The 25294-nt window shown below is 72.1% G+C and carries 28 protein-coding genes and 1 tRNA gene; 18 read left to right on the top strand and 11 right to left on the bottom strand.

What is annotated here, in order from left to right; all coding sequences use genetic code 11:
- Positions 1-77: 77 nt before the first annotated feature.
- Positions 78-839, top strand: a complete 762-nt coding sequence (locus tag ACFRU2_RS35285; protein ID WP_382980067.1) for a phosphoglyceromutase — start codon at positions 78-80, stop codon at positions 837-839.
- A 151-nt stretch (positions 840-990) separates the two neighbouring features.
- Positions 991-1329, top strand: a complete 339-nt coding sequence (locus tag ACFRU2_RS35280; protein ID WP_382980066.1) for a hypothetical protein — start codon at positions 991-993, stop codon at positions 1327-1329.
- Between the two features lie 73 nt (positions 1330-1402).
- Here ACFRU2_RS35280 and ACFRU2_RS35275 read toward each other — a convergent pair whose 3' ends face one another.
- From ACFRU2_RS35275 to phoU, 3 genes are all read right to left on the bottom strand, one after another.
- Positions 1403-1723 carry a hypothetical protein gene (locus tag ACFRU2_RS35275; protein WP_382980065.1) on the bottom strand — a complete coding sequence of 107 codons (321 nt, stop codon included), beginning with the start codon at positions 1721-1723 and terminating at the stop codon, positions 1403-1405.
- 128 nt (positions 1724-1851) lie between these two features.
- Complete coding sequence (locus tag ACFRU2_RS35270; RefSeq protein ID WP_250744575.1) at positions 1852-2004, bottom strand: hypothetical protein; 153 nt, start codon at positions 2002-2004, stop codon at positions 1852-1854.
- A 159-nt stretch (positions 2005-2163) separates the two neighbouring features.
- A complete protein-coding gene (gene phoU, locus ACFRU2_RS35265; protein WP_030858619.1) occupies positions 2164-2841 on the bottom strand; it encodes a phosphate signaling complex protein PhoU in 678 nt (225 codons plus the stop codon).
- A 236-nt stretch (positions 2842-3077) separates the two neighbouring features.
- On the opposite strand from phoU, the gene ACFRU2_RS35260 reads away from it, so the two are divergent.
- Together ACFRU2_RS35260 and ACFRU2_RS35255 are read left to right on the top strand one after the other, a co-directional pair.
- Positions 3078-4322 (top strand): sensor histidine kinase, encoded by a 1245-nt coding sequence (locus tag ACFRU2_RS35260; protein ID WP_382980064.1) that lies wholly within the window; start codon positions 3078-3080, stop codon positions 4320-4322.
- Positions 4319-4999 (top strand): response regulator transcription factor, encoded by a 681-nt coding sequence (locus ACFRU2_RS35255; RefSeq protein WP_030387286.1) that lies wholly within the window; start codon positions 4319-4321, stop codon positions 4997-4999. The genes ACFRU2_RS35260 and ACFRU2_RS35255 overlap by 4 nt, the downstream gene beginning before the upstream one ends.
- An 89-nt stretch (positions 5000-5088) precedes the next feature.
- Here ACFRU2_RS35255 and ACFRU2_RS35250 read toward each other — a convergent pair whose 3' ends face one another.
- Positions 5089-5736: a DUF461 domain-containing protein gene (locus ACFRU2_RS35250; protein WP_382980062.1), complete on the bottom strand. Its 648-nt coding sequence runs from the start codon at positions 5734-5736 to the stop codon at positions 5089-5091.
- Between the two features lie 624 nt (positions 5737-6360).
- On the opposite strand from ACFRU2_RS35250, the gene ACFRU2_RS35245 reads away from it, so the two are divergent.
- From ACFRU2_RS35245 to ACFRU2_RS35220, 6 genes are all read left to right on the top strand, one after another.
- A complete protein-coding gene (locus ACFRU2_RS35245) occupies positions 6361-6843 on the top strand; it encodes a CarD family transcriptional regulator (RefSeq protein ID WP_003953493.1) in 483 nt (160 codons plus the stop codon).
- 238 nt (positions 6844-7081) lie between these two features.
- Entirely contained in the window at positions 7082-7828 is a 747-nt protein-coding gene (gene ispD, locus ACFRU2_RS35240; RefSeq protein ID WP_382980061.1) for a 2-C-methyl-D-erythritol 4-phosphate cytidylyltransferase, read from the top strand.
- Positions 7818-8363, top strand: coding sequence for a 2-C-methyl-D-erythritol 2,4-cyclodiphosphate synthase (gene ispF, locus ACFRU2_RS35235; protein ID WP_382980059.1), 546 nt, complete (start codon positions 7818-7820; stop codon positions 8361-8363). The genes ispD and ispF overlap by 11 nt, the downstream gene beginning before the upstream one ends.
- A 105-nt stretch (positions 8364-8468) precedes the next feature.
- Positions 8469-9866, top strand: coding sequence for a cysteine--tRNA ligase (gene cysS, locus ACFRU2_RS35230; protein WP_382980057.1), 1398 nt, complete (start codon positions 8469-8471; stop codon positions 9864-9866).
- Positions 9867-9975: 109 nt separating this feature from the next.
- The gene (gene rlmB / locus ACFRU2_RS35225; RefSeq protein ID WP_382980055.1) at positions 9976-10947 is read left to right on the top strand and encodes a 23S rRNA (guanosine(2251)-2'-O)-methyltransferase RlmB; all 972 of its coding nucleotides are present in this window, start codon (positions 9976-9978) and stop codon (positions 10945-10947) included.
- A 156-nt stretch (positions 10948-11103) separates the two neighbouring features.
- Positions 11104-12696: a DoxX family membrane protein gene (locus ACFRU2_RS35220; protein WP_382980053.1), complete on the top strand. Its 1593-nt coding sequence runs from the start codon at positions 11104-11106 to the stop codon at positions 12694-12696.
- A gap of 107 nt (positions 12697-12803) precedes the next feature.
- Here ACFRU2_RS35220 and ACFRU2_RS35215 read toward each other — a convergent pair whose 3' ends face one another.
- From ACFRU2_RS35215 to ACFRU2_RS35205, 3 genes are all read right to left on the bottom strand, one after another.
- The gene (locus ACFRU2_RS35215; RefSeq protein ID WP_382980051.1) at positions 12804-13565 is read right to left on the bottom strand and encodes an NDP-sugar synthase; all 762 of its coding nucleotides are present in this window, start codon (positions 13563-13565) and stop codon (positions 12804-12806) included.
- A gap of 40 nt (positions 13566-13605) precedes the next feature.
- Positions 13606-14019, bottom strand: a complete 414-nt coding sequence (locus ACFRU2_RS35210) for a hypothetical protein (RefSeq protein ID WP_382980049.1) — start codon at positions 14017-14019, stop codon at positions 13606-13608.
- Between the two features lie 187 nt (positions 14020-14206).
- Positions 14207-15295: an ABC transporter ATP-binding protein gene (locus ACFRU2_RS35205; protein ID WP_382980047.1), complete on the bottom strand. Its 1089-nt coding sequence runs from the start codon at positions 15293-15295 to the stop codon at positions 14207-14209.
- A gap of 189 nt (positions 15296-15484) precedes the next feature.
- On the opposite strand from ACFRU2_RS35205, the gene ACFRU2_RS35200 reads away from it, so the two are divergent.
- Positions 15485-16153, top strand: coding sequence for a hypothetical protein (locus ACFRU2_RS35200; protein WP_382980045.1), 669 nt, complete (start codon positions 15485-15487; stop codon positions 16151-16153).
- Between the two features lie 105 nt (positions 16154-16258).
- Positions 16259-16336 (top strand) — tRNA-Thr (locus ACFRU2_RS35195).
- A gap of 85 nt (positions 16337-16421) precedes the next feature.
- On the opposite strand, the gene ACFRU2_RS35190 is transcribed toward ACFRU2_RS35195, so the two are convergent.
- Positions 16422-17804 carry an NAD(P)/FAD-dependent oxidoreductase gene (locus ACFRU2_RS35190; protein ID WP_382980044.1) on the bottom strand — a complete coding sequence of 461 codons (1383 nt, stop codon included), beginning with the start codon at positions 17802-17804 and terminating at the stop codon, positions 16422-16424.
- Positions 17805-17964: 160 nt separating this feature from the next.
- Here ACFRU2_RS35190 and ACFRU2_RS35185 point away from each other — a divergent pair, with 160 nt between their 5' ends.
- The 3 genes from ACFRU2_RS35185 (at position 17965) to ACFRU2_RS35175 (ending at position 20337) form a co-directional block, all read left to right on the top strand.
- The gene (locus ACFRU2_RS35185) at positions 17965-18693 is read left to right on the top strand and encodes a DsbA family protein (protein ID WP_382980042.1); all 729 of its coding nucleotides are present in this window, start codon (positions 17965-17967) and stop codon (positions 18691-18693) included.
- A 171-nt stretch (positions 18694-18864) separates the two neighbouring features.
- Complete coding sequence (locus tag ACFRU2_RS35180) at positions 18865-19854, top strand: aminoglycoside phosphotransferase family protein (RefSeq protein ID WP_382980040.1); 990 nt, start codon at positions 18865-18867, stop codon at positions 19852-19854.
- A gap of 9 nt (positions 19855-19863) precedes the next feature.
- Positions 19864-20337 (top strand): GNAT family N-acetyltransferase, encoded by a 474-nt coding sequence (locus ACFRU2_RS35175; RefSeq protein ID WP_382980038.1) that lies wholly within the window; start codon positions 19864-19866, stop codon positions 20335-20337.
- A gap of 14 nt (positions 20338-20351) precedes the next feature.
- Here the strand turns inward: ACFRU2_RS35175 and ACFRU2_RS35170 are convergent, their stop codons facing one another.
- Positions 20352-21344 (bottom strand): zinc-binding dehydrogenase, encoded by a 993-nt coding sequence (locus ACFRU2_RS35170; RefSeq protein WP_382980149.1) that lies wholly within the window; start codon positions 21342-21344, stop codon positions 20352-20354.
- A 148-nt stretch (positions 21345-21492) separates the two neighbouring features.
- Here ACFRU2_RS35170 and ACFRU2_RS35165 point away from each other — a divergent pair, with 148 nt between their 5' ends.
- Positions 21493-22173 carry a pentapeptide repeat-containing protein gene (locus ACFRU2_RS35165; RefSeq protein ID WP_382980036.1) on the top strand — a complete coding sequence of 227 codons (681 nt, stop codon included), beginning with the start codon at positions 21493-21495 and terminating at the stop codon, positions 22171-22173.
- Between the two features lie 162 nt (positions 22174-22335).
- Here the strand turns inward: ACFRU2_RS35165 and ACFRU2_RS35160 are convergent, their stop codons facing one another.
- Positions 22336-23175 carry a hypothetical protein gene (locus ACFRU2_RS35160; protein WP_382980034.1) on the bottom strand — a complete coding sequence of 280 codons (840 nt, stop codon included), beginning with the start codon at positions 23173-23175 and terminating at the stop codon, positions 22336-22338.
- Between the two features lie 40 nt (positions 23176-23215).
- Positions 23216-23719: a hypothetical protein gene (locus ACFRU2_RS35155; protein ID WP_382980033.1), complete on the bottom strand. Its 504-nt coding sequence runs from the start codon at positions 23717-23719 to the stop codon at positions 23216-23218.
- A gap of 178 nt (positions 23720-23897) precedes the next feature.
- Here ACFRU2_RS35155 and ACFRU2_RS35150 point away from each other — a divergent pair, with 178 nt between their 5' ends.
- Positions 23898-24638 carry a sensor histidine kinase gene (locus tag ACFRU2_RS35150; RefSeq protein ID WP_382980031.1) on the top strand — a complete coding sequence of 247 codons (741 nt, stop codon included), beginning with the start codon at positions 23898-23900 and terminating at the stop codon, positions 24636-24638.
- Positions 24635-25285, top strand: coding sequence for a response regulator (locus ACFRU2_RS35145; protein ID WP_382980029.1), 651 nt, complete (start codon positions 24635-24637; stop codon positions 25283-25285). Before ACFRU2_RS35150 ends, ACFRU2_RS35145 begins: the two co-directional genes overlap by 4 nt.
- The last annotated feature ends 9 nt before the right edge of the window (positions 25286-25294 follow it).

Genomic DNA, 25294 nt, shown 5'->3' with positions numbered 1-25294 from the left:
GGCGTCAATCGGGGACCGTCCCGCATGCCGTACACACCGCGCGCGGGCGAGCGGGCGCGTCCATTAGGCTCGTACGCATGGCCGACGCACCGTACAAGCTGATCCTCCTCCGCCACGGCGAGAGCGAATGGAACGCGAAGAACCTGTTCACCGGCTGGGTGGACGTCAATCTCAACGAGAAGGGCGAGAAGGAGGCAGTCCGCGGTGGCGAACTCCTGAAGGACGCCGGACTTCTCCCCGACGTGGTTCACACCTCCCTCCAGAAGCGTGCGATCCGCACCTCCCAGCTCGCGCTGGAGGCCGCCGACCGCCACTGGATCCCGGTCCACCGCTCCTGGCGCCTCAACGAGCGCCACTACGGCGCCCTCCAGGGCAAGGACAAGGCCCAGACCCTCGCCGAGTTCGGCGAGGAGCAGTTCATGCTGTGGCGCCGCTCGTACGACACCCCGCCGCCGGCGCTCGAAGACGGTACGGAGTTCTCGCAGTCCGGGGACCCGCGCTACGCAGCCATCCCGCCGGAGCTGCGCCCGCGCACCGAGTGCCTCAAGGACGTCGTCGTCCGCATGCTCCCGTACTGGTACGACTCGATCGTCCCGGACCTGCTGGACGGCCACACCGTCCTGGTCGCCGCGCACGGCAACTCCCTGCGCGCGCTGGTCAAGCACCTCGACGGCATCTCCGACGAGGACATCGCGGGCCTGAACATCCCGACCGGCATCCCGCTCTCCTACGAGCTCGACGCCGACTTCAAGCCCCTCAACCCGGGCGGCACCTACCTCGACCCGGACGCCGCCGCGGCCGCCATCGAGGCCGTCAAGAACCAGGGCAAGAAGAAGTAACACCAGCGATCATGCCCCTGACCTGCGCACACGGCGCGGGTCGGGGGCATTCGTCTGCCCGGATCCCTGCCCCGGATCCCTGCCCCTGCAACCGGGTGCCGGGCCGCCGCGTCCAGAGGGCATGAGCGCAAACTCTCCAGGACGGACCGGCATGAAGCCGGAGGCCGGGCGTCGGGCCGGGTACTTCTTCGCCGGCCTCGGTGCCCTGGCCGGGCTGGTCGTCTGGGTGCCGCGCGCCGCGTTCAGCATGGACGGCGGATTCGAGTCCCACGCCCGCGATCTGAGCGTGCTCTACGCCGATCTGCCGCTCATCCTGCTCGGCGGCGCGCTGGTGCCGCTCCTCGCCTGGACCCTGACCATCAGGCGGCTGCCGCCCTGGGCCGGTGCGGTCGCGGCCCTGGCCGCGCTCGCGCTCGGGGTGTGGGGCCTCACCGAGTGGTGGACCCCCCGTCAGCACCCGGACCCCGGCTACGACATCCCCGGGATGTGACGGCGAAGACGCGCCTTCTTCCGCCCGGACGACCTGCTCACCGAATTCAACGGCGCGGCCGACCACGCGAAGATCACCGCACTCCTCGGGCGGTACCGGGCTCTGAAGCCGTGACGTCTGCGCCCGGCGCCCCGCGCGCGGCGATCCTGCGGTCCATCTCCGCGCGCCACGCGGCCGCGTTGGTGCCGTCGAGCTGGCCGGCGAAGGCCCGGTACGCCGCGGCCACCAGCGCGTCCGGGGCGTTCGGGCGGGCCCGGGCGATCGCCCACAGGGCGTTCTCGGTCGGGGTGTCGAGCCCCGTCTCGGTGCGGACGCCCCGCCCCGACAGCACGTCCGTCAGGACGCTGTCGAAATTGCGCCGCAGCTGCTCCGTGCTGGGACGGCCGTGGCGCATGGCCCTCTCCGTTCCTCGTCCTTCTCGACGTGGTGTGGGTGGCGTGACGGGACGGGACCGCTGCGAAGGGCCCCGGCCGACGGGTGTCGGACGGGGCCCTTCGCGTACGGGTGACCAGGCGGGTGGCCTCAGCCGCCGCACTGGCAGGGGGCGCCGGACTGGCAGCCGCAGCCGCAGCCCGAGCCGCAGCCGCAGGCCGCGAGCAGGGGCAAGCGCAGGCGCAGGCCCTCAGGGGGCTGCACTTCCTGCTCCGGGGTGATGGGGACGGGGGAATCGGACATGGATCCTCCTCGTAGGCGTTGTGCCTTCGCCCTCATTCATGCCCAGCCGGGCTCCCGCGTCAACGGCGCATTGGGGGCTCGTTGTTGATCCGGCCCCCGGCGGACCTCGGGCTCAGACGCCTGGAGCTCGGACGCCCTCGACCTCGGACGCCCTCGACTTCAGACGCCCTCGACCTGCGTGGGGGCCTGGAGCTCGTCCGCGTGCTCGCCCGTCACCAGGTAGACCACGCGCTTGGCGACCGACACCGCGTGGTCCGCGAAGCGCTCGTAGTAGCGGCCCAGCAGGGTCACGTCGACCGCCGTCTCGATGCCGTGCTTCCAGCGGTCGTCCATCAGGTGCTGGAACAGCGTGCGGTGCAGCTGGTCCATCTCGTCGTCGTCCTGCTCCAGCTGGAGCGCCAGGTCGACGTCCTTCGTGATGATGACCTCGGCGGCCTTCGCCATCAGCCGCTGCGCGAGCTGCCCCATCTCCAGGATCGTCGCGTGCAGGTCGCGCGGGACCGCCGTGTCCGGGAAGCGCAGCCGGGCGAGCTTGGCCACGTGCTGCGCCAGGTCGCCGGAGCGCTCCAGGTCGGCGCTCATGCGCAGCGAGGTGACGACGATGCGCAGGTCGGTGGCGACCGGCTGCTGGCGCGCGAGCAGCGCGATGGCACGGGCCTCCAGGTCGTGCTGGAGGTCGTCCACCTTCTGGTCGGCGGCGATGACGCTCTCGGCGAGCTTCAGGTCGGCGTCGAGCATGGAGGTCGTGGCCCGCCCGATGGCGGAGCCGACCAGCCGGGCCATTTCGACCAGGCCTTCACCGATCGAGTCCAGTTCCTCGTGGTACGCGTCACGCATGTCTCGTGTCCCTCTCTCGACCTACTACGACCTACTACTGCCTACTGCAAGTACTGCCCGGGGCGCGGGCCGGTGCGGCCATCGGCCCCACGTTGCCACGGTGAACCCCGAACGCGACCGACTCCGGCATCCCAAGTGAATCAGCACGGTCGTCAGGGTGAACTCTGGGCGACGACTGTTCGAGGTGCCACCCGAACGGCTGTGGAAGTGTCCCCCCGCCTGCTTAACCTGGAGTCATGGACGTGAACGCGGCGGTCGCCGCAGCTGCAGCGATCGCCGGTCTTTGCACCGGTGTGATCGCGATGCTGGCGTTCCGCTGGAGCGAGCGCGACCAAGCCCGCCCCACGCGGAGCTCCATGCGCCCCGACATCAACGCGGTGCTCCCACCGGGTGTGGACACCGTCCTCTCCGTGCTCCGCTCCTCCGCCGTCGTGCTCGACGAGGGGGACGCGGTCGTCAAGGCCAGCTCGGCCGCATATGCCCTCGGCCTGGTCCGAGGCGGCAAGCTCGCCGTGGAGCCCATGCTCCACATGGCCCGCGACACCCGGCGCGATGGGGAGATACGCCAGGTCGAGCTCGACCTGCCCCGGCGCGGCACCGGCCGCGGCGAGGCCCTCGCCGTCTCGGCGCGCGTCGCCCCGCTCGGCTCCCGCCTGGTGCTCCTGCTCGTGGAGGACCTCACCGAGGCCCGCCGCATCGAGGCCGTGCGCCGCGACTTCGTCGCGAACGTGTCGCACGAGCTCAAGACCCCGGTCGGCGCGATCTCCCTGCTCTCCGAGGCCGTCATGGACGCCTCGGACGATCCCGAGGCCGTGCACCGGTTCGCCGGCCGCATGCAGATCGAGGCGACCCGCCTCATCAACCTCGTACAAGAACTCATCGACCTCTCCCGGGTACAGAACGACGACCCCCTGGAGGACGCGGAACCCGTCCGTGTGGACACGCTCGTGGCCGAGGCCATAGACCGCTGCCGCCACACGGCCTCCGCGAAACAGATCACCATGGCCGCCGGCGGCACCGCCGACCTGCGGGTATGGGGAAACCGGGGGCAGCTCGCGGCCGCCCTCGGAAACCTGGTCGAGAACGCCGTCAACTACAGCCCCGCCCGCACCCGCGTCGGCATCGCCGCGCGCCGGGTCACCGCGCCGGGTGGAGACTTGATCGAGATAGCCGTGACCGACCAGGGCATCGGCATCCCGGAAAAGGACCGCGAGCGCATCTTCGAACGCTTCTACCGAGTGGACCCGGCCCGCTCCCGCGCCACGGGAGGAACCGGTCTGGGCCTTGCGATCGTGAAGCACGTGGCGGCTTCGCACGGCGGGGAGGTGTCGGTCTGGAGCTCGGAGGGTCAGGGTTCCACCTTCACCCTGCGACTCCCCGAAGCGGCCGCGCCGGCCCCGGCGACGGCCTCCGCACCCGCCCGCCCCCAGCTAGAACCTCACACCGCACCAGCCATCCCTGCCCCGGAGGTCCTTCCGTGACCCGAGTGCTCGTCGTCGAGGATGAGGAATCCTTCAGCGACGCCCTGTCCTACATGCTCCGCAAGGAGGGCTTCGAGGTCGCGATCGCCGCGACCGGGCCCGACGGGCTCGACGAGTTCGAGCGCAACGGCGCCGACCTCGTCCTCCTCGACCTGATGCTCCCCGGCCTGCCCGGTACGGAGGTCTGCCGGCAGCTGCGCGGCCGCTCCAACGTCCCCGTGATCATGGTGACCGCCAAGGACAGCGAGATCGACAAGGTCGTCGGGCTGGAGATAGGAGCCGATGACTACGTCACGAAGCCCTTCTCCTCGCGGGAGCTGGTCGCCCGCATCCGCGCGGTCCTGCGCCGCCGCGGCGAGCCGGAAGAGGTCACCCCGGCGGCCCTGGAAGCGGGCCCCGTCCGGATGGACGTCGACCGCCACGTGGTCACGGTCGCCGGCGGCAAGGTCGACCTCCCGCTGAAGGAGTTCGACCTGCTGGAGATGCTGCTGCGCAACGCGGGCCGCGTACTGACCCGCATGCAGCTCATCGACCGGGTCTGGGGCGCCGACTACGTCGGCGACACCAAGACCCTGGACGTCCACGTGAAGCGCCTGCGCGCCAAGATCGAGCCCGACCCGGGTGCCCCGCGCTACCTGGTCACGGTCCGCGGCCTCGGCTACAAGTTCGAGCCGTAAACCGGCCCGGATACGCCGGAACACGGGAACGGCCCCCGTCCGCATCGAGCGGACGGGGGCCGTTCCCGTTGAGTACGGTGCTTCGCGCCTCAGTGACCGGTGGCCGGGGACCCGGACGGGCTGCCCGAGTGCGAGGCCGAGGCGGCCGGGGAGCCGGACGGCGTGGCCGAGGCGGAACCGGAGGGGGAGGCCGAGGGGCTGCCCGACGGCGTGGCGCCGGCGGCCGGGGCGGCGGTCGGGCCGTAGCCCTCGTACATGCCCGTGGCCGGTACGACGAAGCCCTCGAGCTCGACGTCGCCCGTGGTGCTCAGCTGGAAGACGATCTTCTGGACGTTGCCGTCCACGACGGAGTCCGCGCCCGCGATCACGGCGGAGGCGTTGCCCTTGCCGCCCAGGAGGACGGAGCCCCCGGCCGGGATGACCACCTTGGAGCCGCTGCCCGCGGGCTTCAGCGTCACGACGGCCTTGCTGCCCGGAAGGGTGATGGCGTCGAGCGTCTGCTCCTTGGTGCCGTTGTTGAACACCGTCGCGGAGACCGCGGCCGGGCCCTTCTTGTCCTTCTCCTGGGTGATCACCAGAGCGTTCTGGACCTTGATGTCGCCCTTGGTCACGGCGGCGTTGTCCGGCTTGACCTGGAGGGTCGGCGCGTCGTGGCCCGCGGCGCAGGCGCCCAGCGAGACGAGCGAGAAGGCGGCGGCGGTGGCGGCGAGGGCGCCGCGTCGAAGGCTGCGGCTCACGGGGGAGGCAACTCCTTGGACGTACGGAAGGGAAGGGTGGACGCCTCGGAACGGCCGAGTAAAGCCGCTCTAAGGATGTGTCAGCGCGCTTAGGTTACCGAGCCGCCGCCCCGCCCCCGCACCCGACCCTCCGCAGTGTGGGGCCGGGCCCCGGCCGGGCCCTCGACGGGGAACCCGCCTGCGTACCGGCGGGTTCCGTCACCGCCCCGCCGGGGCCGGGTGATCTTTCATTCGCAAAAGGCCCGCTCGCAAAGGCCGGCGCGGCTCCGGTGATCAATTTCCGGATTTCATCGAACACCACCAGGTGATCAATTCCGGATTGGGCCGGAACGGACCCCGTACGGGTGGCCGCCAGTCGAACGGAGTAGTTCGGTTTCCCGCGCCGGAAACCGTCAAAACGGGACGTACGTCACATCGGCGGGGGTCCCGGGCAGGTGTAACGTAGCCGTTTCGGCTGGTCCGCACAGCGCCTCCGACCTGCGAATACCCCCTTCCAGAAGCCTCTCGCAGCACGTTCCTGTCGCTGTTGTCAAGCCCTGAGATGGGCCCTGACCTGCGAAAACGCCATTCATAACGGTCGATTCTCGTGTTACCCTGGATAGCCACGGAAGGGGTACCTGTCACATGACGTTCAAGGTTGGCGACACCGTGGTCTATCCCCATCACGGGGCCGCGCTGATCGAGGCCATCGAAACTCGCCAGATCAAAGGCGTGGACAAGACCTACTTGGTGCTCAAGGTCGCCCAGGGTGACCTGACCGTTCGCGTCCCTGCGGACAATGCGGAGTTCGTAGGCGTTCGCGACGTAGTCGGCCAGGACGGGCTTGACCGGGTCTTCGAGGTGCTTCGTGCACCGTACGCAGAAGAGCCGACGAACTGGTCCCGGCGCTACAAGGCAAATCTGGAAAAGCTCGCTTCTGGCGATGTCATCAAGGTCGCCGAAGTTGTGCGTGACCTGTGGCGTCGTGAGCGTGAGCGTGGGCTCTCCGCAGGTGAGAAGCGCATGCTCGCGAAGGCGCGTCAGATCCTGGTGAGCGAGCTCGCGCTCGCCGAGAACACCAACGAGGACAAGGCCGAGGCCCTCCTCGACGAAGTGCTCGCGTCCTGACGCGATCATTCGTACGCCTCGTCGTACACAGTTGTGCCGCGGTGCCCGATGACAAGGAAACTTGTTGCCGGGCGCTGCGGCATGTCTGCGTCTGCACCCATGCCTGAGCATTACTGGCGTGCCGGGTCCGGGCAGCCGACTCGACCGGTCGTCACGGAAGGGGCGAGGGCGTCGCACCCGGCACCCTTCAGGCCATACCCATGTCGGCCGAAGTCACAAACCTGGCTCGGAGCTACTGATGTCTGACGAATCGCGCCCCCACCGCACCGCCGCGGTGATCCCGGCCGCCGGCCGCGGGGTCCGTCTCGGTCCCGGCGCCCCCAAGGCCCTGCGGACCCTGGGCGGCACGCCCATGCTCATCCACGCCGTACGCGCCATGGCGCGCTCCCGCGCGGTCACCCTCGTCGTCGTCGTGGCACCGTCCGACGGCACCGGCGAGGTGCGCCGGATGCTCGACGAGCACGCGCTGCCCGAGCGCACGCAGATCCTGGTCGTCCCCGGCGGGGAGACCCGGCAGGAATCCGTACGCGCCGGCCTGGACGCGCTCCCGGCCGACATCACGGCCGTCCTCATCCACGACGCGGCCCGCCCCCTGGTCCCCGTCGACACCGTCGACACCGTGGTCGAGGCCGTCCGCGACGGCGCACTCGCCGTCGTCCCCGCGCTGCCGCTGGCCGACACCGTCAAGGAGGTCGAGCCCGGGCGGCCCGGCGAGCCCGAGCCGGTCGTCTCCACCCCCGTACGGGCCCGGCTGCGCGCCGTACAGACCCCGCAGGGCTTCGACCTCGCCACGCTCCGCCTCGCGCACGAGAAGGTGGCCGTCAGCGGCGAGGGCGCCACGGACGACGCCGGCATGGTGGAACAGCTCGGCGTCACCGTCGTGGCGGTCCCCGGCCACGAAGAGGCCTTCAAGGTCACCCGCCCGCTCGACCTGGTCCTCGCCGAGGCCGTACTCGCCCGCCGGAGGGCCACCGATGCGTACTAGCCCCGCAGACCAGCCCGAGCCGACCGGCGCCGACGCCGGCTCCACCGGAGCGTTCGTGCTGCCGCAGGTCGGCATCGGCACCGACGTGCACGCCTTCGAGACCGGCCGCGAACTGTGGTGCGCCGGCCTGCTCTGGGAGGGCGAGGACGGCCTCGCCGGACACTCCGACGGGGACGTCGCCGCGCACGCCGCCTGCGACGCCCTGTTCTCCGCCGCAGGCGTCGGCGACCTCGGCGCACACTTCGGCACCTCCCGCCCCGAGTGGTCCGGCGCCGCCGGTGTCACCCTTCTGGCGGAAGCCGCCCGGATCGTCCGCGCCGAGGGCTTCGAGATCGGCAACATCGCCATCCAGGTGATCGGTGTACGCCCGAAGATCGGCAAGCGGCGCGAAGAGGGACAGAAGGCGCTCGCCGCAGCGGCGGGCGCCCCCGTCTCCGTATCGGGCACCACCACCGACGGACTGGGCCTCACCGGCCGCGCCGAAGGCCTCGCCGCCATCGCCACGGCCCTCGTGTACCGGACGAACCGGGCCTAGTACCCCGTACGCCCACACCGCTCCCGCGGCTCTTCGACAACAAAGCGGGCCCCGCGTGCCGAAAGGGTCGCGGGGCACTGCTACAGGCGCACTACCCTGGATGCCGTGACTATTCGCCTGTACGACACCAGCGCCCGGCAGATCCGTGACTTCACCCCGCTCGTCCCGGGCTGCGTCTCGATCTACCTCTGTGGCGCCACCGTGCAGGCGGCTCCGCACATCGGGCACGTCCGCTCGTACCTGAACTTCGACATCGCGCGCCGCTGGTTCACCTACCGCGGTCTCGACGTCACCTTCATCCGCAACGTCACCGACATCGACGACAAGATCATCGGGAAGTCCGGCGAGCAGGGCCGCCCCTGGTGGTCCATCGGCTACGAGAACGAGCGCGCCTTCAACGACGGCTACAACGCGCTGGGCTGCCTCCCGCCCACGTACGAGCCGCGCGCCACCGGCCACGTCCCCGAGATGATCGAGATGATGCGCGGGCTCATCGAGCGCGGCCACGCGTACGAGGCCGACGGCAGCGTCTACTTCGACGTGCGCTCCTTCCCGGGCTACCTGGAGCTGTCGAACCAGAACATCGACGACCTCCGCCAGCCCGACGAGGGCGTCTCCGGCAAGCGCGACCCGCGCGACTTCGCCATGTGGAAGGCCTCCAAGCCCGGCGAGCCCGACTGGGAGACCCCGTGGGGCCGCGGCCGTCCCGGCTGGCACCTGGAGTGCTCCGCGATGGCGCACAAGTACCTCGGCAGCGCCTTCGACATCCACGGCGGCGGGCTCGACCTGATCTTCCCGCACCACGAGAACGAGATCGCCCAGGCCAAGGCCTACGGCGACGAGTTCGCGAAGTACTGGATGCACAACGCCTGGGTCACCCTCTCCGGCGAGAAGATGTCCAAGTCGCTCGGCAACTCCGTCCTCGTCTCCGAGATGCTCAAGGTCTGGCGCCCGATCGTGCTGCGCTACTACCTCGGCACCCCGCACTACCGCTCGATGATCGAGTACAGCGTGGAGTCGCTGCGCGAGGCCGAGTCCGGCTTCGCGCGCATCGAGGGCTTCATCCAGCGCGTCATCGAGAAGGCCGGCGGCTCCGTCGAGCCGGCCGCCGAGGTGCCGCCCGCCTTCGCCGAGGCCATGGACGACGACCTGGGCGTCCCGCAGGCGCTCGCGATCATCCACACCACCGTCCGCCAGGGCAACAGCGCGCTCGCCGCCGACGACAAGGACGCGGCCATCGCGCGCCTGTCGGAGGTACGGGCCATGCTGGGCGTCCTCGGACTCGACCCCCTCGACCCGCACTGGGCCGGCGAGACGGACCGCGGGGAGGACCTCCACGGAGCCGTGGACACCCTCGTACGCCTCGTCCTGGAGCAGCGCGAGTCCGCTCGCGCCCGCAAGGACTGGGCCACCGCCGACGCCATCCGCGACCAGCTCCAGCAGTCGGGCCTGGTCATCGAGGACAGCCCCACCGGACCCCGATGGACGCTCGGCCCCCGCTGAGCCCACCGGCGCAGTCCCACTGGCGCACTCAGATTGGGCCGCCCGGCATCCCGGGCGGCACACTCTTCATACGTACATATCGCAGAACCAACGAAATCAGGTAGAGGTCATGGCCGGGAACAGCCAGCGCAGGAACCGCCGCACGTCCAACAAGAAGGGCGCGACGGTCGGCAGCGGTGGCCAGCGGCGCAAGGGCCTCGAAGGCAAGGGCCCCACGCCCAAGGCCGAGGACCGCAAGAAGCACAAGGCCAACCGCATCGCCGGTGCCATGGCCCGCCAGGCCGCCAAGCGCCGCCCGGCCCCCCGCCGCGGCGGCCCCAAGGGCACCAGCGAGATGGTCGTCGGCCGCAACCCCGTCTTCGAGGCGCTGCGCGACGGCGTGCCCGCCACCACCCTCTACGTCCAGCAGTTCATCGACAACGACGAGCGCGTCCGCGAGGCCCTCCAGCTCGCGGCCGAGCGCGGCAACATCAACCTGATGGAAGCCCCGCGCCCCGAGCTCGACCGTCTCACCAACGGGCTCAACCACCAGGGCCTGGTCCTCCAGGTCCCGCCGTACGAGTACGCGCTGCCGGACGAGCTCACCGCCGCCGCCTACGACAACGGCGAGGACCCCCTCATCGTCGCCCTCGACGGCATCACCGACCCGCGCAACCTCGGTGCGATCGTCCGCTCCGTCTCCGCCTTCGGCGGCCACGGCGTGGTCGTCCCCGAGCGCCGCGCGGCCAGCATGACCGCCGGTGCCTGGAAGTCCTCGGCGGGCACGGCCGCCCGTACCCCGGTCTCGCGCGTCACCAACCTGACCCGCGCCCTCCAGGACTACAAGAAGGAAGGCATGACCATCGTCGGCCTCGCCGCCGAGGGCACGCACGAGGTCCACGAGCTCGACGCGCTGGCCGGCCCCGTCGTCATCGTCATCGGCTCCGAGGGCAAGGGCCTGGGCCGGCTCGTCGGCGAGAACTGCGACTACCTCGTGCGCATCCCGATGCCGGGCGGCGCCGAGTCGCTCAACGCCGGTGTCGCCGCGGGCGTCGTCCTCTACGAGGCCGCCCGCCGTCGCGCCACCCGCGGCCGCGTCTGAGCACCACCGGCAGCAGCCGCTTGATCCACTTGGCTCATCGGACGTGACCCGTGAGCGTGCCACCCCGCCCCCTACGGGCGGGGTGGCTTGATTTGACGGGTCTCGGACACATCCCTGATGTCAAGGCAGTGTCCTAAACACTCATCACTCGGTTAGATGAGTGTGGACACCAGAACGCCAGGGTTCGACGACCAGCCCGCGCTGAGCATGGTCAAGGTGCCGTGCGACCCCGCACAGGTCATCGTCAACCACGCCAGCTTCCGCGTGCGGCTCGCACCGAGCCCCAGCGCGCGTCCCAGGCCCTTGGGCGCCCCAGGGCTCGCCCCGGCACTCGGCGGAGCCCTCGCGGCCGCCGGAGCCGGAGCCGCCCGCCGCCGACCCGTCGTCTGGAGCGGCAAGTCCGCCCCCGGCGACGCCGCCGCCAGCGCCGCCATGGGCGGCCTGCTCCAGGCCGTACGCGATCACGGGCGCCCCCACGACGGCCGCGACGACTACGACGGCGGCGCCACCCAGACCATCCCGCGCATCGACCTCGCCCACGACCTCGCGGACGACACCCTCGCCACCCCGACCGTCGTCGGCCAGCGCAGCTACGGCTCCCCCGAGGACACCGACACCCGGCTGCAGCCCGTGGTGGGAGGCCTCTCCCACTCCCACGAGGCCTACGACGCCGCCTACTCCGAGGGCAGCGGATCCGCGGACTCCCGCCGGGCCCAGGGCGAGGCCCGCGCGCAGAACGACGCCCGCGCGCAGGCCTCGTACTACCCCGGCCGCCGCATGAACCTCGGCGTCGTGCTGCTCCCGCTGCGCGTCTTCCTCGGCTTCATCTCCATCTACGCCGGCATGGGCAAGCTGTGCGACCCCGTCTACTTCGACGGCGGCGAACGCGGCTCCATGGTCACCTGGCTGCAGACCCTGCAGCCCTGGGCGCTCGCCGAACCGCTGCGCGACTTCGCGCTGGCCCACCCCGTCGGCGCCGGCCTCAGCGTGGCCTTCCTCCAGGTCATCGTGGGCGTGCTGACGGTCTTCGGCCTCTGGCAGCGGTTCGCCGCCTGCTTCGGCGCGCTGCTGTCCGCCGCGCTGCTGATGACGGTGAGCTGGAAGACCGTCCCCGCCTACGACGCGCCCGACATCATCTACCTCGCCGCCTGGAGCCCGCTGATCATCGCGGGCGCCCCCGTCTACTCCCTGGACGGCCGCCTCGCGAGCGAGGCCTGGCGCACCCTGGGCCCGCGCTCCGAGGTCTGGCGGCTGCGCCGCCGGGTCCTGCGCCGCGGAGCCGTCATGGCCAGCGTCATCTGCGGACTCACCCTGCTCATCGGCTCGCTCCTCGGCGGCGCCGTCCGCTCCACCACGGTGGTCACCGTGCCCGGACCGGGCGAAGCCCCGAGCAACTACCTGCCCGGGCGGCCGCTGCCGAGCACCCCCAAGCAGCAGCAGCCTGTGAGCCCCAGCCCCGGTCAGTCTTCGAAGCGGGTCGCCCAGCCCTCGGCCGGAGCTTCCTCGCCGGCAGCCAAGACCGGGCGCGGAGCCACCGGTTCGAGCTCCCCGACGGCCGGCTCGGGCTCGCCCACCGCGACCCGCGGTACCAGCAGCGGCAGCCAGTCCCCGCGCAGCACCCCCCGCCAGTCCACCCCGCAGAAGTCCCCGGCCAGCTCCGCGGGAACGCGCAGCGGCGGCTCCACGGGCGGATCGGGCAGCACCGCACCGAAGCAGCCCGACCTGCTGGGGGGACTCCTCGGCGGCTGACGGCGAACGACGAAGGGCCCGGCACGCGAAAGCGTGCCGGGCCCTTCGTCGTTCCCTGTTCGGCGGTCGCCGTTCGTCGTTCGCCGTTCGCCGTCAGCCGGGAGGCGCTACGAGGCGTTCTGCGCGGCCAACTCCCGTGCCGCCTCGGTCAGGTCCTTCGCCGTGTCGATAGCCCGCCAGTAGGCCCCCTGGGGCAGCGGGAAGCCCGCGAGGCGCCGCTCGCGGGCCAGGCGCGGGAAGGTCGTCCGCTCGTGGTCGCCCAAATCCGGCAGCAGGGCGGCGAATTCGGGTCCGAAGACGTACACGCCGGCATTGACCGGGTACGGGGACTGCGGCGCCTCGATGAAGTCCAGTACGTGCCCGTACTCGTTGATCTCCACCACCCCCCACGGAATGCGCGGCCGGGCGAGCGCCAGGGTGGCCGTGGCGCCGCGTTCGGCGTGGAAGGCGGCCATCTCGCGCAGCGAGAAGCGGGTCCACACGTCGCCGTTGGTCGCGTACCAGGACCGTTCGGGGTGCGGGAGGTGCCGGGCGGCGTACTTCAGGCCGCCGCCCCGGCCCAGCGGTTCGTTCTCCACGACGGTGGTCACCCGTAGCGGCAACGGGGCCTCGGCCAGCCACTTCTGGAGCACCTCGGCGAGGTGTCCGCAGGAGACCACGGCGTCCGTCACCCCCTCGGAGGCCAGCCACGCGAGCTGGTGCCCGATGATCGGCATCCCCGTTCCGGGGATCTCCACCATCGGCTTGGGGCGGTCGTCCGTATACGGCCGCAGCCGCGAACCCTGGCCCCCCGCCAGGACAACCGCCTGGGTCGGGGAAGCCGGGAACGCGGCCGCGTGGGGTCGGTCGGAACGCTCGGAATCGGTCATGTTCGTCGTGTCGGTGCGAAAGGGCGTGCGGCGGCGGCCGTCAGCCCATGGACGCGACGCCGGACGCGTACGCGGTGTCGCACACCGGCCGCGCGAACGACTGGGCCTTCGTGGGCCCGTAGGCGTCCACCGCGGCCCGCCCGAGGGCGCGCGCGATCCCCACGCAGTGCTCGGCGAGGGACGGCCGCCGGTCGACCTCCTGCTGGAGGTGGGTGAGGACGTCACCCGGCTGCTCACCCTGCTGGATCTCGCTCAACAGCTTGTCGCGCAGCACGTCCTGGGCGGCGAGCGGCTTCGCGGGGACGGAGACGTCCTCGGCGGACGCGGTCAGGATCTGGGAGGGGGTGTTGTCCGCCCAGGGGACCATGGTGACCGCGAGGGTCCCGGACAGGACCAGGACGACGGGCAGGACCAGGGCGAGGGATCGGCCGATACGGCGGGCAGTGTGGGTCACGAGGGCGAGAGTAGCGCTCGGTGAAGATATGGCGACATTTAGTCACCCGGTCGGGGGATGGTTCGACGTGGCTTTTCGAATTAAGGGTTGACGCTTGGGGCCGAATGGCCCGATCTGCCGGAACTCACGCCGAAGGGGCGCCCCTTGACGGGACGCCCCTTCGGCGCGTGCGCTTCGCGCGGACGGGTCAGCCGGAGAGGCGGGCACCCGAGGAGGTCGAGAACACGTGGATCTCGTCGGCGCGCGGCACCACGTGCAGCGTGGAGCCCTTCTCGGGCACCTGACGGCCGTTGACGCGCACGACGATGTCCTGCGAGCCCTCGGAGTGCGAAGTCGAGCCGTATACGTATCCGTCGGCGCCCAGCTCCTCGACGACGTTGACGGTGATGGTCAGACCACCCGTGTCGCCGATGTCGAAGTGCTCCGGACGCACGCCCACGGTGACCGTGCGGTCGCCCGCGTCGGCGGCGGCGGACAGCGCCTCGCGCGACACCGGGACGACGCTGTCGCCGAACTTCACGCCGCCGTCGGTGATCGGGACCTCGACGAGGTTCATGGCCGGCGAGCCGATGAAGCCGGCGACGAAGAGGTTCGCCGGGCGGTCGTACATGTTGCGCGGGGTGTCGACCTGCTGCAGCAGACCGTCCTTCAGCACGGCCACGCGGTCGCCCATCGTCATGGCCTCGACCTGGTCGTGGGTGACGTAGACGGTGGTGATGCCCAGGTCGCGCTGGAGGGCGGCGATCTGGGTACGGGTGGACACGCGGAGCTTGGCGTCGAGGTTCGACAGCGGCTCGTCCATGAGGAACACCTGCGGCTTGCGCACGATCGCGCGGCCCATCGCGACGCGCTGGCGCTGACCGCCGGAGAGCGCCTTCGGCTTGCGGTCGAGGTACTGGGTCAGGTCCAGCATCTTCGCCGCGTCCTCCACCTTCTTGCGGATGGTGGCCTTGTCCTCGCCGGCGATCTTGAGCGCGAAGCCCATGTTGTCGGCGACGGACATGTGCGGGTAGAGCGCGTAGTTCTGGAACACCATCGCGATGTCCCGGTCCTTGGGCGGCAGGTGCGTGACGTCGCGGTCGCCGATGCGGATCGCACCGCCGTTGACGTCCTCCAGGCCGGCCAGCATGCGCAGCGAGGTGGACTTGCCGCAGCCGGAGGGGCCGACGAGGACGAGGAACTCGCCGTCCGCGATCTCCAGCTCCAGCTGGTCGACGGCGGGCTTGTCGCCGCCGGGGTACAGACGGGTCGCCTTGTCGAAAGTGACAGAAGCCATGGTGATGAATCCCTTCTACCGGCAGGAACGTGCCGGACGATCCGAGTGGAAGGTCTAGTCCAGTGACCTGGACTCCGCCCGACGCTACCCGTCCGATCCGCTCCTGTCAGCACCCGGAGGCGAGTGACTTCCCCGACGTCCGCCCCCGCCCCCGGCCGGCTGTCAGAGGCGGCTGCTTTGATCACGACCATGACCATCTACGACGTGACCCGCGCGCTGCCCGACATCGAGACGCTGCGCGACCGCTGCCGGGCGATGGCGGCGCTGGAACTGGTGATCAGCGGCGAAGAGGACGACGGCTACTTCGCCTACGACCCGGAGTGGGGCCCGGGCGAAGAAGCGGCACTGATGGACAACGGCTCGGGCGACGACTACGCGATCGTCTTCACGGCCGACGGGGTCTTCGGGCACGGTTTCGACCACGAATCGGTGATGAGCCCCTGGGCGGACACCGACCACGAGGACGGGTGGCCGGGCCTGACCGACGGCATACCCGAGGCCTTCGAGCCGTACCTGACGGAGCCGGCGTTCTGCGTGGACGGCGTCCTCAACGCGACCGCCGTCTTCTGGCGCGAGACCGGCGACGCGCAGTGGCGCGCGGGCAAGGTCGACTTCCCGGAGGGCAGGTCCGACCCGGACGGCGCGGACTACCTCTTCGAGCTCCTCGTGGCAGGCACCCCGGAGGCCTACCGCGACTTCGCGGAGGACTACTACGAGACGGACCTCCCGCTGGAGGCGATCCGCCACGTGTGGGAGCTGCGCCCGCTCACCCAGGAGGTCGTGGACGCCCTCAACCCCGGGCTGCCGCTGACGGCGGTGGCCCCGAGGGTGGCGCGGGCGGGGTATCCGGGGGTGTGAGGGGGCGGGGCCGACGGGGGCCCCGGACACCGGAAAGTTCTTCGCTGAGGGGTGGGGGCGATGTGTAGAGTGAAGGCGATTCCGTGCCTTGCGCAGAGTCACCACGCCTCCTTAGCTCAGTCCGGCCAGAGCAACGCACTTGTAATGCGTAGGTCGTCGGTTCGAATCCGACAGGGGGCTCCATCCCAGGCCGGATGACTACTGGCCGAGGGGATTCGTACGGAAGCGGAAGGCCCCGGGTGATCGCCCGGGGCCTTTTTGCATGCCGTCAGTGGCGGCCCGAGATGCGGTCGGCCAGGCGGGCCAGGGGGGTTGTCGTGGGGGTGTGGGTGGTGGATTCTCGGCGGTCCGCTTCGCGGTAGGCGGCGTAGAGGGCCTGGACGCCCAGCCAGCGGAAGGGTTCCGGTTCCCAGCGGCGGACGCGGTGGTTGACCCACGGGAGGGTGGTCAGGGGGGTGCGGTCGCCCAGGACCAGGTCGCGGAGGGTGCGGGCCGCGAGGTTGGCCGTGGCCACGCCGGAGCCCACGTAGCCGCCGGCCCAGCCGAGGCCCGAGGCCGCGTCCAGGGTGACCGTGGCGCACCAGTCGCGGGGGACGCCCAGGACGCCCGACCAGGCGTGGGTGATCTCGACCCCGGTGAGGATGGGGAAGAAGGACTCCAGGAGGTTCGTGAGGGACGCGATCGTCGCGGGCTGGGTGCGGCCGTCGTTGTCGGTGCGGGAGCCGTAGCGGTAGGGGACGCCGCGGCCGCCGATGGCGATGCGGTCGTCGGCCGTGCGCTGGGCGTACATGTAGGCGTGGGCCATGTCGCCGAGGGTCGAGGCGTCGGACCAGCCGAGCTGGGACCACGTCTCCGGGGGGAGCGGGGCCGTGGCGATCATCGAGGAGTTCATCGGGAGCCATGAGCGCTTCTGGCCCTTGAGCGCGGCGGTGAAGCCCTCGGTGCAGCGCAGGACGTACGGGGCGCGGACGGTGCCGTACGGGGTGAGGGCGCGGCGCGGGGCGATCTCCGTGACGGGGGTGGACTCGTGGATGACGACGCCGAGGCGTTCGCAGGCGGCGGCCAGGCCCTTGACCAGCTTCAGGGGGTGGATGCGGGCTCCGTGCGGGGTCCAGCTGGAGCCGACGGCGTCGGCGACGTTGATGCGGGCGCGGGTGTCGGTGGCGTCGTAGAGCTCGCGGTCCGTTTCGCCGAAGGCGAGTTCGGCGGTGTGGAAGGCCTTGAGGCGGGAGAGCTGGGCGGGGGTGCGGGCCACTTCGAGGACTCCGCCGCGGTGGATGTCGGCGTCGATGCCTTCCTTGGCGGCGGTGTCGATGACCTCGGTGACGGTCTCGTTCATGGCCTGCTGGAGGCGCTGGGCGGCCGGGCGGCCGTGGAGGGCGGCGTAGCGGTCGCGGCCGGCGATGCCGTTGTAGAGCCAGCCGCCGTTGCGGCCGGAGGCCCCGTAGCCGCAGAACTTCTGCTCCAGGACGGTGACGCGCAGGTCGGGGGCGGCGGTCTTGAGGTAGTAGGCGGTCCACAGGCCGGTGTAGCCGCCGCCGACGATGACGACGTCGGCCGTGGTGTTGCCGGTGAGCGGGGCGCGGGGTGGCTGGGCGGGGGCGGTTTCGTCCGTCGCGTACCAGAAGGAAATTCCGCCGTTGATCGTCATGGGGGAGTTGGTACACGGGGTGGTGGAGGGGTGTCCAGGGGCGTGACGTCGGGTTTTGGGGGCCGAGAGGTGGCCGAATGGCTGATGTGGGCGGCCTGGTCTCCTTCTTAGGGTGGGGCGGGGATTTTGTCAGGTTTTTATGTGAGAGGTACTGGTTCGTATGGTGCGGGTTGTGGTGGCGGGGCGGCTGGTCGCGGCCGTCGCGTCCGTGGCCCTGTTGGGCGGGGCGGTCGTCGGATGCGGTTCCGGGCCGGGTGAGGGGAAGGCCGTGACCGCCTCCGAGGTTCCGGTGCGGACCAGTCCGATCGCCGGGCAGCTCGCGGGGCTGCCCGCGACGGTGGACGGGGCGAAGATCGTCGTGGGGAAGCCGGACGCGCCGCGTACCGCGCAGGTCCTGGTGGATCCCAAGTGCGGTCACTGCGCGCGGTTCGAGGAGGCCGGCGGGGAGTCGCTGCTGAAGCTTGCGGCGGCCGGGCAGGTGAAGATCGAGTACCTGCTGGCGTCCTTCCTGGACCAGGGCGGGGCGAGCGGTTCGGTCAAGGCGGTGAACGCGCTGCGCGCGTCGGCGGACGCGGGGAAGTTCGCGGAGTTCCACGCGGCGGTCTTCGCCAGCCAGCCGAAGGGGAGGTTCACCGACGAGCTGCTCCTGAGGATCGCGGACCGGGTGCCGGGGCTGCGCGGGGCGGAGTTCGATGCGGCGGTGAAGGAGCAGAAGTACGAGGGGTGGGTCGCCGAGGCCGAGAAGGGCTTCGAGGCGACGGGTGCGCAGGGGACGCCGATGGTGCTGGTGGAGGGGGCGCCGGTCGGGTCGAGGGACGGGTCGCTGTTCGACGCGGGGGCGTTCGCGCGGGCGTTGCAGGGTGTCGGGATCGGGGCCTCCGCCCCGTAGATTCAGGCGAGTTGAGGCACGGTCAGGCACGATCTGCGGCGAGCCGGCATGCGAGCTGCAAGGACTCGCGCGTGAGGGGGAACCCGTTCGACGACTCCTCCGGGTAGGACACCCCCTTTTCCGTATGCCTCCGACCGTCGGCCGGGGTCGGAGAAGGCCTAGGGTCGGGCCATGGACGGTGCGACGGCGGGTACTTCGGGCGGTTCCGGCGGTTCCGGCGGCTCGGGTGGTGGGGGGTTCGGCGGGGTTCCCGCGCGGTTCGTGCGGGCGCAGGTGCGGGACAACGGCGCCGCCGGGCGGGAGTTCGTCGACGCGCTGCCCGCGCGGGTGGCCGCGTTCCTGGAGCGGTGGGAACTACGGGTCACCGGGCCCGGGATGTACGGGGTGACGGCCCTGGTGCTGCCGGTGGTGCGGGCCGACGGGACGGCGGCGGCGCTGAAGCTGCCGGCGCTGGACGAGGAGAACGCGGGAGAGGCGCTCGCGCTGCGCGCGTGGGCGGGGGAGGGCTGCGTACGGCTGCTGGCGGACGATGCGCGGACCGGCACGCTGCTGCTGGAGCGCCTCGACGAGGGGCGGCACCTGTCGGGGGTGGCCGTACGGGATTCCAGGCGGGCGGTGGAGGTCGTCGGCGGGTTGCTGGCCCGGCTGTCGGCGGTGCCCGCACCGGCCGGGCTGCGGCGGCTCGGGGACGTGGCGGCGGCGATGCTGGAGGCGGTGCCGGGTGCGCTGGCGCAGCTGGCGGACGGCCGGGAGCGGGGGCTGGTCGCGGACTGCGCGGCGGCGCTCGCGGAGGTGGCGGGGGAGCCGGGGGACCGGCTGCTGCACTGGGACCTGCACTACGACAACGTCCTGGCGGGCGGGCGCGAGCCCTGGCTGGCCATCGATCCGAAGCCGCTCGCCGGTGATCCGGGGTTCGAGCTGTTGCCGGCGCTGGTCAACAGCTTCCGTGCGCGGGAGGTGCGGTGGCGGTTCGACTCGCTCGCGGAGGCGGTGGGCGCGGACCGGGAGCGGGCGCGGGCGTGGACGTTGGGGCGGGTGCTGCAGAACTGCCTGTGGGACGTGGAGGACGGGGACCGGCCGGCGGGGCGGCAGCTGCGGATCGCGGAGGTGCTGCTGGGGCGGGACGGGCGGAGCGGGCGGGGCCGGCGCGGTGGATCGTAGGGTGCAGGCATGATCCGTAGCGCCGTCCTCAGCGACGTACCCGTCATCCACGCCATGATCCGCGAGCTCGCGGAGTACGAGAAGGTGCCGCACGAGGCGCGCGCCACCGAGGAGCAGTTGCGGGAGGCGCTCTTCGGCGAGCGGCCGGCGGCGTTCGCGCACCTCGCGGTGACGGAGGAGGGCGAGGCCGTCGGGTTCTCGCTGTGGTTCCTCAGCTTCTCGACGTGGCGCGGGGTGCACGGGATCTACCTGGAGGACCTGTACGTCCGTCCGGGCGTGCGCGGCGGCGGCCACGGGAAGGCGCTGCTGCGGGAGTTGGCGCGGATCTGCGGGGAGCGCGGGTACGAGCGGCTGGAGTGGTCGGTCCTGAAGTGGAACGAGCCGACGATCGCCTTCTACGAGGCCTTGGGCGCGCGGCCGCAGGACGAATGGTCGGTGTACCGGCTGACCGACGGGGCGCTGGCGGAGCTCGGGGGCGCGTAGGCGGGGGCGGGCCCTCAGGGTTCCAGGACGACCTTGCCGGTGGTGGCGCGGGTTTCCAGGTCGTGGTGGGCGGCGGCGGCTTCGGCGAGGGGGTAGCGCTGGAGGGCGGGGCGCAGGCGGCCGGTGGCGGCTTCGGCGAGGGCGCGGGTTTCGAGGAGGCGCAGGGGGTCTTCGCCGCCGGCCCGCTGGAGCATGGCGGGGCCGAGGACGAACTGCGTGGTGATGCCGCGGGCGTCGAGGTCCGCCTGCTCGGTGTCGGTGAGGTCGAGCGGGCCGCCGGACCAGCCGAACACGAGGTGCCGGGCGCCGTCGCGGAGCAGGCCGAGGGCGGTGCGGGCGACGGCGCCGCCGACGGAGTCGAAGAGGACGGTGGCGCCGTCGGGGTGGTGGGCGCGGAGGGTGTCGGCCCAGTCCGGGGCGGTGTAGTCGAGGGCGAGGTCGGCGCCGTTGGCGGTGGCCCGGGCGGTTTTGGCGGGGCCGCCGGCGAGGGCGACGACGGTGGCTCCGGCGTTCTTGGCGTACTGGACCAGCAGGGTGCCGATGCCGCCCGCGGCGGCGGGGATCAGGGCGACGGAGCCGGGGCCGAGCTCGGCGAACTGGAGGATGCCGAGGGTCGTGCGGCCCGTGCCGATCATGGCGACGGCGGTGGCGGGGTCGAGGCCGTCCGGGACGGGGTGCAGCCGGGCGGCGTCGGCGACGGCGTACTCGGCGTAGCCGCCGGGGGCGAATCCGAGGTGGGTGACGACGGTCTGCCCGAGCCACCCGGTGTCCGTGTCGGGGCCGACCGCGTCGACGGTGCCGGCGACCTCGCGGCCGGGGACGGTCGGCAGCTCGGGCAGGGGCGCGGGCGGGCCCTGGACGCCGCGGCGCAGCGCGGTGTCGAGGAGGTGGACGCCGGCGGCGGCGACGGCGATGCGGACCTGGCCGGGGGCGGGGAGGGGGCGGGGGACGGACTCGTAGGAGAGGTTCTCGGCGGGGCCGAAGGCGTGGAGGCGGACGGCGTGCATGGCGCCGGGGGCGGTCGGGGTGTGGGCCGGGGTGCCGGCTTCGGTGGTGGCCGCCGTGGCGGCCGTGGTGGTGGTCATGGGGACAGCGTGTGACCTCAAGTGGGGTTGAGGTCAAGGGGTTGTCAGTGGGGTCCGCCAGGATGGGGAGATGGTGCGAAACGGACAGCAGCAGACGGTGAAGGCGGCGCGGCGGCCGGAGGTGCGGCTGCCGGAGCTGCGCGCGTGGGAGGACGCGGGGCCGGGGTTGGAACCGGACGGGGACTACGACGGGCTGGAGCTCGTCGAGGCGGACCTGACGGGCGGGGACGGGCGGGGGGCCCGGTTCATGGACTGCGCGCTACGGCGCTGCGTGCTGGACGAGACCGGGCTGGCCAAGGCACGGATCCTGGACTCGGTGCTGGACGGCGTCCGGGGGGTGGGGACGGACCTGTCGGGGGCTTCGCTGCGCGACGTGGAACTGCTGGACGCCCGGCTGGGAGGGGTGCAGTTGCACGGGGCGGTGCTGGAGCGGGTGCTCGTGCGCGGGGGCAAGATCGACTACCTGAACCTGCGTACGGCGCGGCTCAAGGACGTGGTCTTCGAGGGGTGCGTGCTGGTGGAGCCGGACTTCGGGGGTGCGGTGCTGGAGCGGGTGGAGTTCCGGGACTGCGTGGTGCGAGGGGCGGACTTCTCGGGGGCGCGGATGACGGAGGTGGACCTGCGGGAGGCTTCGGAGCTGGGGATCGCGCGGGGCGTGGACGCCCTGGCGGGGGCGGTGATCAGCCCGGCGCAGCTGTTCGACCTGGCGCCGGCGCTGGCTGCGCAGCTGGGGCTGAGGGTGGTTCCGTAGCGGGCGCCGTCGGGTGCGTTCCGTCGGGCGAGTGCCGCAGTCGGGTCCCGTCAGCCGGGGCCCCTCAGTCGGGTTCCGGCAGGCGGGTTCAAGCAGGCGGGTTCCGGCAGCCGGGTCCCCTCAGGCAGGTCCCGTCAGCCGGGTTCCAGCAGGCGGGTCCCCTCAGGCGGGTCCCGGCAGGCGAGTCCCGTCGGGTGCGTACGGCCAGTGCGGGTCGTTCCAGCGGTCGGCATCGTGGAGGCTCAGCAGCCGCACGGTGTGGAGGACTTCTTCGGGGGCGCCGTGGGCGCGGAGGCGTGCGGGTGCGCGGCTCGCGAGCCAGTCGGTCAGTTCCGTCCGTACGGCTTCCACTTCCTCGTCCGATTCCGAGACGAGGACCCACGTCGTCCAGGGGAGTGCGTAACACAGGAGTTCCCATTCCCAGTGGTCGACCGTGTCGGCGAGGTGCTGGTCGGCGACCGGGTGGCGGAGGGATTCCCAGTCCGCGAGCCAGGGGCCGATGGTGCCGGAGGCTTCGGTGCACATCTGGAGGACTTCGCGTGCGGGGAGGGCGGGGTCCGGGGTGAGGAGGGTGTGGGACCACCAGGCGTGCAGGAACTCCCGTACGGCCGCGCTCTGCGGCGCGGGCCACTGCTGCCACTCGGCGCAGTGGAACGAGAGGCCGACACGGTCGATGTCCCACGCGTAGGCGCCGAGGCCGCCGGTCAGCTCGCGGGCGAACTGCGGCAGGACGCGGCGCAGCACGGCGCCGTGGTCGCGCCAGTCGGTGGTGCTCCAGGTGCGGTGCAGGAGGTCGACGTCGAGGTCCGTGCCGGGGAGCTTCAGCAGGGCGAGCTCCTCCGGGCTGCCCCAGTGGCAGTCGCACTGGGAATCGTCGGCCCGGGCGGTCATCCCGCGGAAGGTGACGGCCAGCCGGGCCAGTGCCCGGTCGAGCCGTGCGCGGGCGGCGCGGGCGGCCGCGGCCGCCGGGGTGAGGTCGGGGGTGGGGGCGGGGTCGGTCATCGTCGGCGGTGCCTCACGGGACTCCGGGAAGTCCGGCGGGTCAGGCCGGGACGCGGGGGAAGCGGGACTGGAGGGTCCAGATGATCGGGTTGTCGCCCAGGCCGTCGTGCATGTCGATGAGGTCCGCGATCACGTCGTGGAGGAAGTCCCGGGCTTCGCGGCGCAGCAGGCGGTGGCTGAAGGTGAGGGGGGCTTCCTCCGACGGCATCCAGTCGGCCTCGACGTCCACCCACCCGAAGCGGCGCTCGAAGAGCATGCGGTCCGAGGACTCGGTGAAGTCGATCTCGGCGTACTGCCGGTTGGCCGCGCGGCTGCCGCGCGGGTCCTGGTCGAGCTGCTCGACGATGTCGCACAGCGCCCAGGCGAAGTCCAGTACGGGCACCCATCCCCAGGCTGTGGACACTTCCCGGTCCGCGTTGGTGTCGGCGAGGTAGACGTCCCCGCAGAACAGGTCGTGGCGCAGCGAGTGGACGTCCGCCGAGCGGTAGTCGGTCTGCGGGGGGTCGGGGAAGCGCCGGGAGAGGGAGTAGCCGATGTCGAGCACGTACCCGATGGTGTCATGGGTGGGGCGGGAGGTGCTCCGCGCGGCCTCGGGGCGTTCTCGGGGCGGCCTCGTGGGTGGTGTGGGGGCCGCGGATCAGAGTTCCTGATGCCCCCCGGGGGTGTCGGGTTCGGCGGATTAAGCTCGGCGCGTCCGGGGGGCGTGGCGAGAGGGGACGGGCGTGGGAGGGGCCGGGGGGCAGGGGGAGGCCGTGGTGGCGGGGGTGCTGCGGGAGCGTCACCGGCTCGCGGCCGAGTTGCACGACACCGTGGCGCAGGGGCTGACCAGCATGCACCTGTTGCTCGACGCGGCCGACCGGGAGTGGACGCGGGAGCCGGGTCAGGCCCGGCTGCTGGTCCGGCAGGCCGCCGCCGCGGCCCGCGAGAACCTCGCCGAGGCCCGGCGGCTCATCCACGACCTGGCTCCGGTGGAGCTGGAGCGGGCGGCGCTGGCCGATGTGCTGCGCGAGCTGTGCGCCGGGGTGGACGGGGTGGACGGGGCCCGGTTCCGGCTGGAGGGGGAACCCCGGGCGGTGCCGGGCAGGGTCGAGGCCGCGGTGCTGCGGGCGGCCCAGGGCGCCCTGGCGAACGTACGCCGGCACGCGCGGGCCTCGGCCGTGGTGGTGACGCTGACCTACCAGCCGTACGTGCTCGCGCTCGACGTCTGGGACGACGGCGTCGGGTTCGATCCGGCCGCTGTCGCCGCCGCTGCCACCGCAGGGCGCCCGGGTGGGGACGGGCTGCGGCTGCTGCGCCGCCGCATCGCGTACCTGGGGGGTACGGCGACGGTGGAGAGCAGTCCGGGTGGGGGAGGGACGGTGGTGTCGGTCTGCCTGCCCGCTCCGGGGCAGGAGCCGGTGCAGGAGCGGGGGCCGGGTCCGGGTCCGCGGTCGGGTCCGCAGTCGGGGTCGGGGCCGGTATGAGTCCGGTGCGGATCCTGTTGGTGGACGATCATCCCGTCGTGCGCGCGGGACTGCGGACGCTGCTCGGCGGGTGTCCCGAGTTCGAGGTGTGCGGGGAGGCCGCGGACGGCGGTGCCGCGCTGCGGATGGTGCGCGAGCTGGCGCCCGAGCTGGTGCTGATGGACATCCGGATGGGCCCGGGGATGTGCGGGGTGGAGACCGCACGGCGGATCGGGCGGATGCCCGCGCCGCCCCGGGTGGTCGTGCTCAGCAGCTACGAGTCCGATGCGTACGTCGTACGGGCCGTGGAGGCGGGTGTGGCGGGGTACCTGCTGAAGGGGTCCCCGCCCGACCTGCTGTTCCAGGCGCTGCGGACGGTCGCGGCGGGGGAGTCGGCGCTGTCGCCCTCGGTGGTCTCGCGGCTGATGAGCCGGTACCGGGCGCCGAGTGCGGCGCTGACGGCCCGGGAGACCGAGATCCTGGAGCTGATCGCGACGGGCCGCTCCAACCGGGAGATCGGCTCGGCCCTGTTCATTAGCGGGACGACGGTCAAGACGCACCTCGTGCACGTCTACGAGAAGCTCGGGGTGGAGAACCGTACGGCGGCCGTGCGCGCGGCCGTCGACCGGGGACTCATCGGGCTGGGCCAGGGCGGCGCACCCGGTTAGCCCGGACGG

The sequence above is a fragment of the Streptomyces sp. NPDC056883 genome, assembly GCF_042788835.1.
GTDB classification, from domain to species: domain Bacteria; phylum Actinomycetota; class Actinomycetes; order Streptomycetales; family Streptomycetaceae; genus Streptomyces; species Streptomyces stoeckheimensis.
This window is presented reverse-complemented; position numbering and strand designations above follow the sequence as displayed.

Coding starts and splice junctions, on each gene's coding strand:
- ACFRU2_RS35285 (WP_382980067.1), top strand. CDS start 78: ATGGCCGACGCACCGTACAAGCTGATCCTCCTCCGCCACGGCGAGAGC.
- ACFRU2_RS35280 (WP_382980066.1), top strand. CDS start 991: ATGAAGCCGGAGGCCGGGCGTCGGGCCGGGTACTTCTTCGCCGGCCTC.
- ACFRU2_RS35275 (WP_382980065.1), bottom strand. CDS start 1,723: ATGCGCCACGGCCGTCCCAGCACGGAGCAGCTGCGGCGCAATTTCGAC.
- ACFRU2_RS35270 (WP_250744575.1), bottom strand. CDS start 2,004: ATGTCCGATTCCCCCGTCCCCATCACCCCGGAGCAGGAAGTGCAGCCC.
- phoU (WP_030858619.1), bottom strand. CDS start 2,841: ATGCGTGACGCGTACCACGAGGAACTGGACTCGATCGGTGAAGGCCTG.
- ACFRU2_RS35260 (WP_382980064.1), top strand. CDS start 3,078: ATGGACGTGAACGCGGCGGTCGCCGCAGCTGCAGCGATCGCCGGTCTT.
- ACFRU2_RS35245 (WP_003953493.1), top strand. CDS start 6,361: ATGACGTTCAAGGTTGGCGACACCGTGGTCTATCCCCATCACGGGGCC.
- ispD (WP_382980061.1), top strand. CDS start 7,082: ATGTCTGACGAATCGCGCCCCCACCGCACCGCCGCGGTGATCCCGGCC.
- ispF (WP_382980059.1), top strand. CDS start 7,818: ATGCGTACTAGCCCCGCAGACCAGCCCGAGCCGACCGGCGCCGACGCC.
- rlmB (WP_382980055.1), top strand. CDS start 9,976: ATGGCCGGGAACAGCCAGCGCAGGAACCGCCGCACGTCCAACAAGAAG.
- ACFRU2_RS35220 (WP_382980053.1), top strand. CDS start 11,104: ATGAGTGTGGACACCAGAACGCCAGGGTTCGACGACCAGCCCGCGCTG.
- ACFRU2_RS35215 (WP_382980051.1), bottom strand. CDS start 13,565: ATGACCGATTCCGAGCGTTCCGACCGACCCCACGCGGCCGCGTTCCCG.
- ACFRU2_RS35205 (WP_382980047.1), bottom strand. CDS start 15,295: ATGGCTTCTGTCACTTTCGACAAGGCGACCCGTCTGTACCCCGGCGGC.
- ACFRU2_RS35200 (WP_382980045.1), top strand. CDS start 15,485: ATGACCATCTACGACGTGACCCGCGCGCTGCCCGACATCGAGACGCTG.
- ACFRU2_RS35190 (WP_382980044.1), bottom strand. CDS start 17,804: ATGACGATCAACGGCGGAATTTCCTTCTGGTACGCGACGGACGAAACC.
- ACFRU2_RS35185 (WP_382980042.1), top strand. CDS start 17,965: ATGGTGCGGGTTGTGGTGGCGGGGCGGCTGGTCGCGGCCGTCGCGTCC.
- ACFRU2_RS35180 (WP_382980040.1), top strand. CDS start 18,865: ATGGACGGTGCGACGGCGGGTACTTCGGGCGGTTCCGGCGGTTCCGGC.
- ACFRU2_RS35175 (WP_382980038.1), top strand. CDS start 19,864: ATGATCCGTAGCGCCGTCCTCAGCGACGTACCCGTCATCCACGCCATG.
- ACFRU2_RS35170 (WP_382980149.1), bottom strand. CDS start 21,344: ATGCACGCCGTCCGCCTCCACGCCTTCGGCCCCGCCGAGAACCTCTCC.
- ACFRU2_RS35165 (WP_382980036.1), top strand. CDS start 21,493: ATGGTGCGAAACGGACAGCAGCAGACGGTGAAGGCGGCGCGGCGGCCG.
- ACFRU2_RS35160 (WP_382980034.1), bottom strand. CDS start 23,175: ATGACCGACCCCGCCCCCACCCCCGACCTCACCCCGGCGGCCGCGGCC.
- ACFRU2_RS35145 (WP_382980029.1), top strand. CDS start 24,635: ATGAGTCCGGTGCGGATCCTGTTGGTGGACGATCATCCCGTCGTGCGC.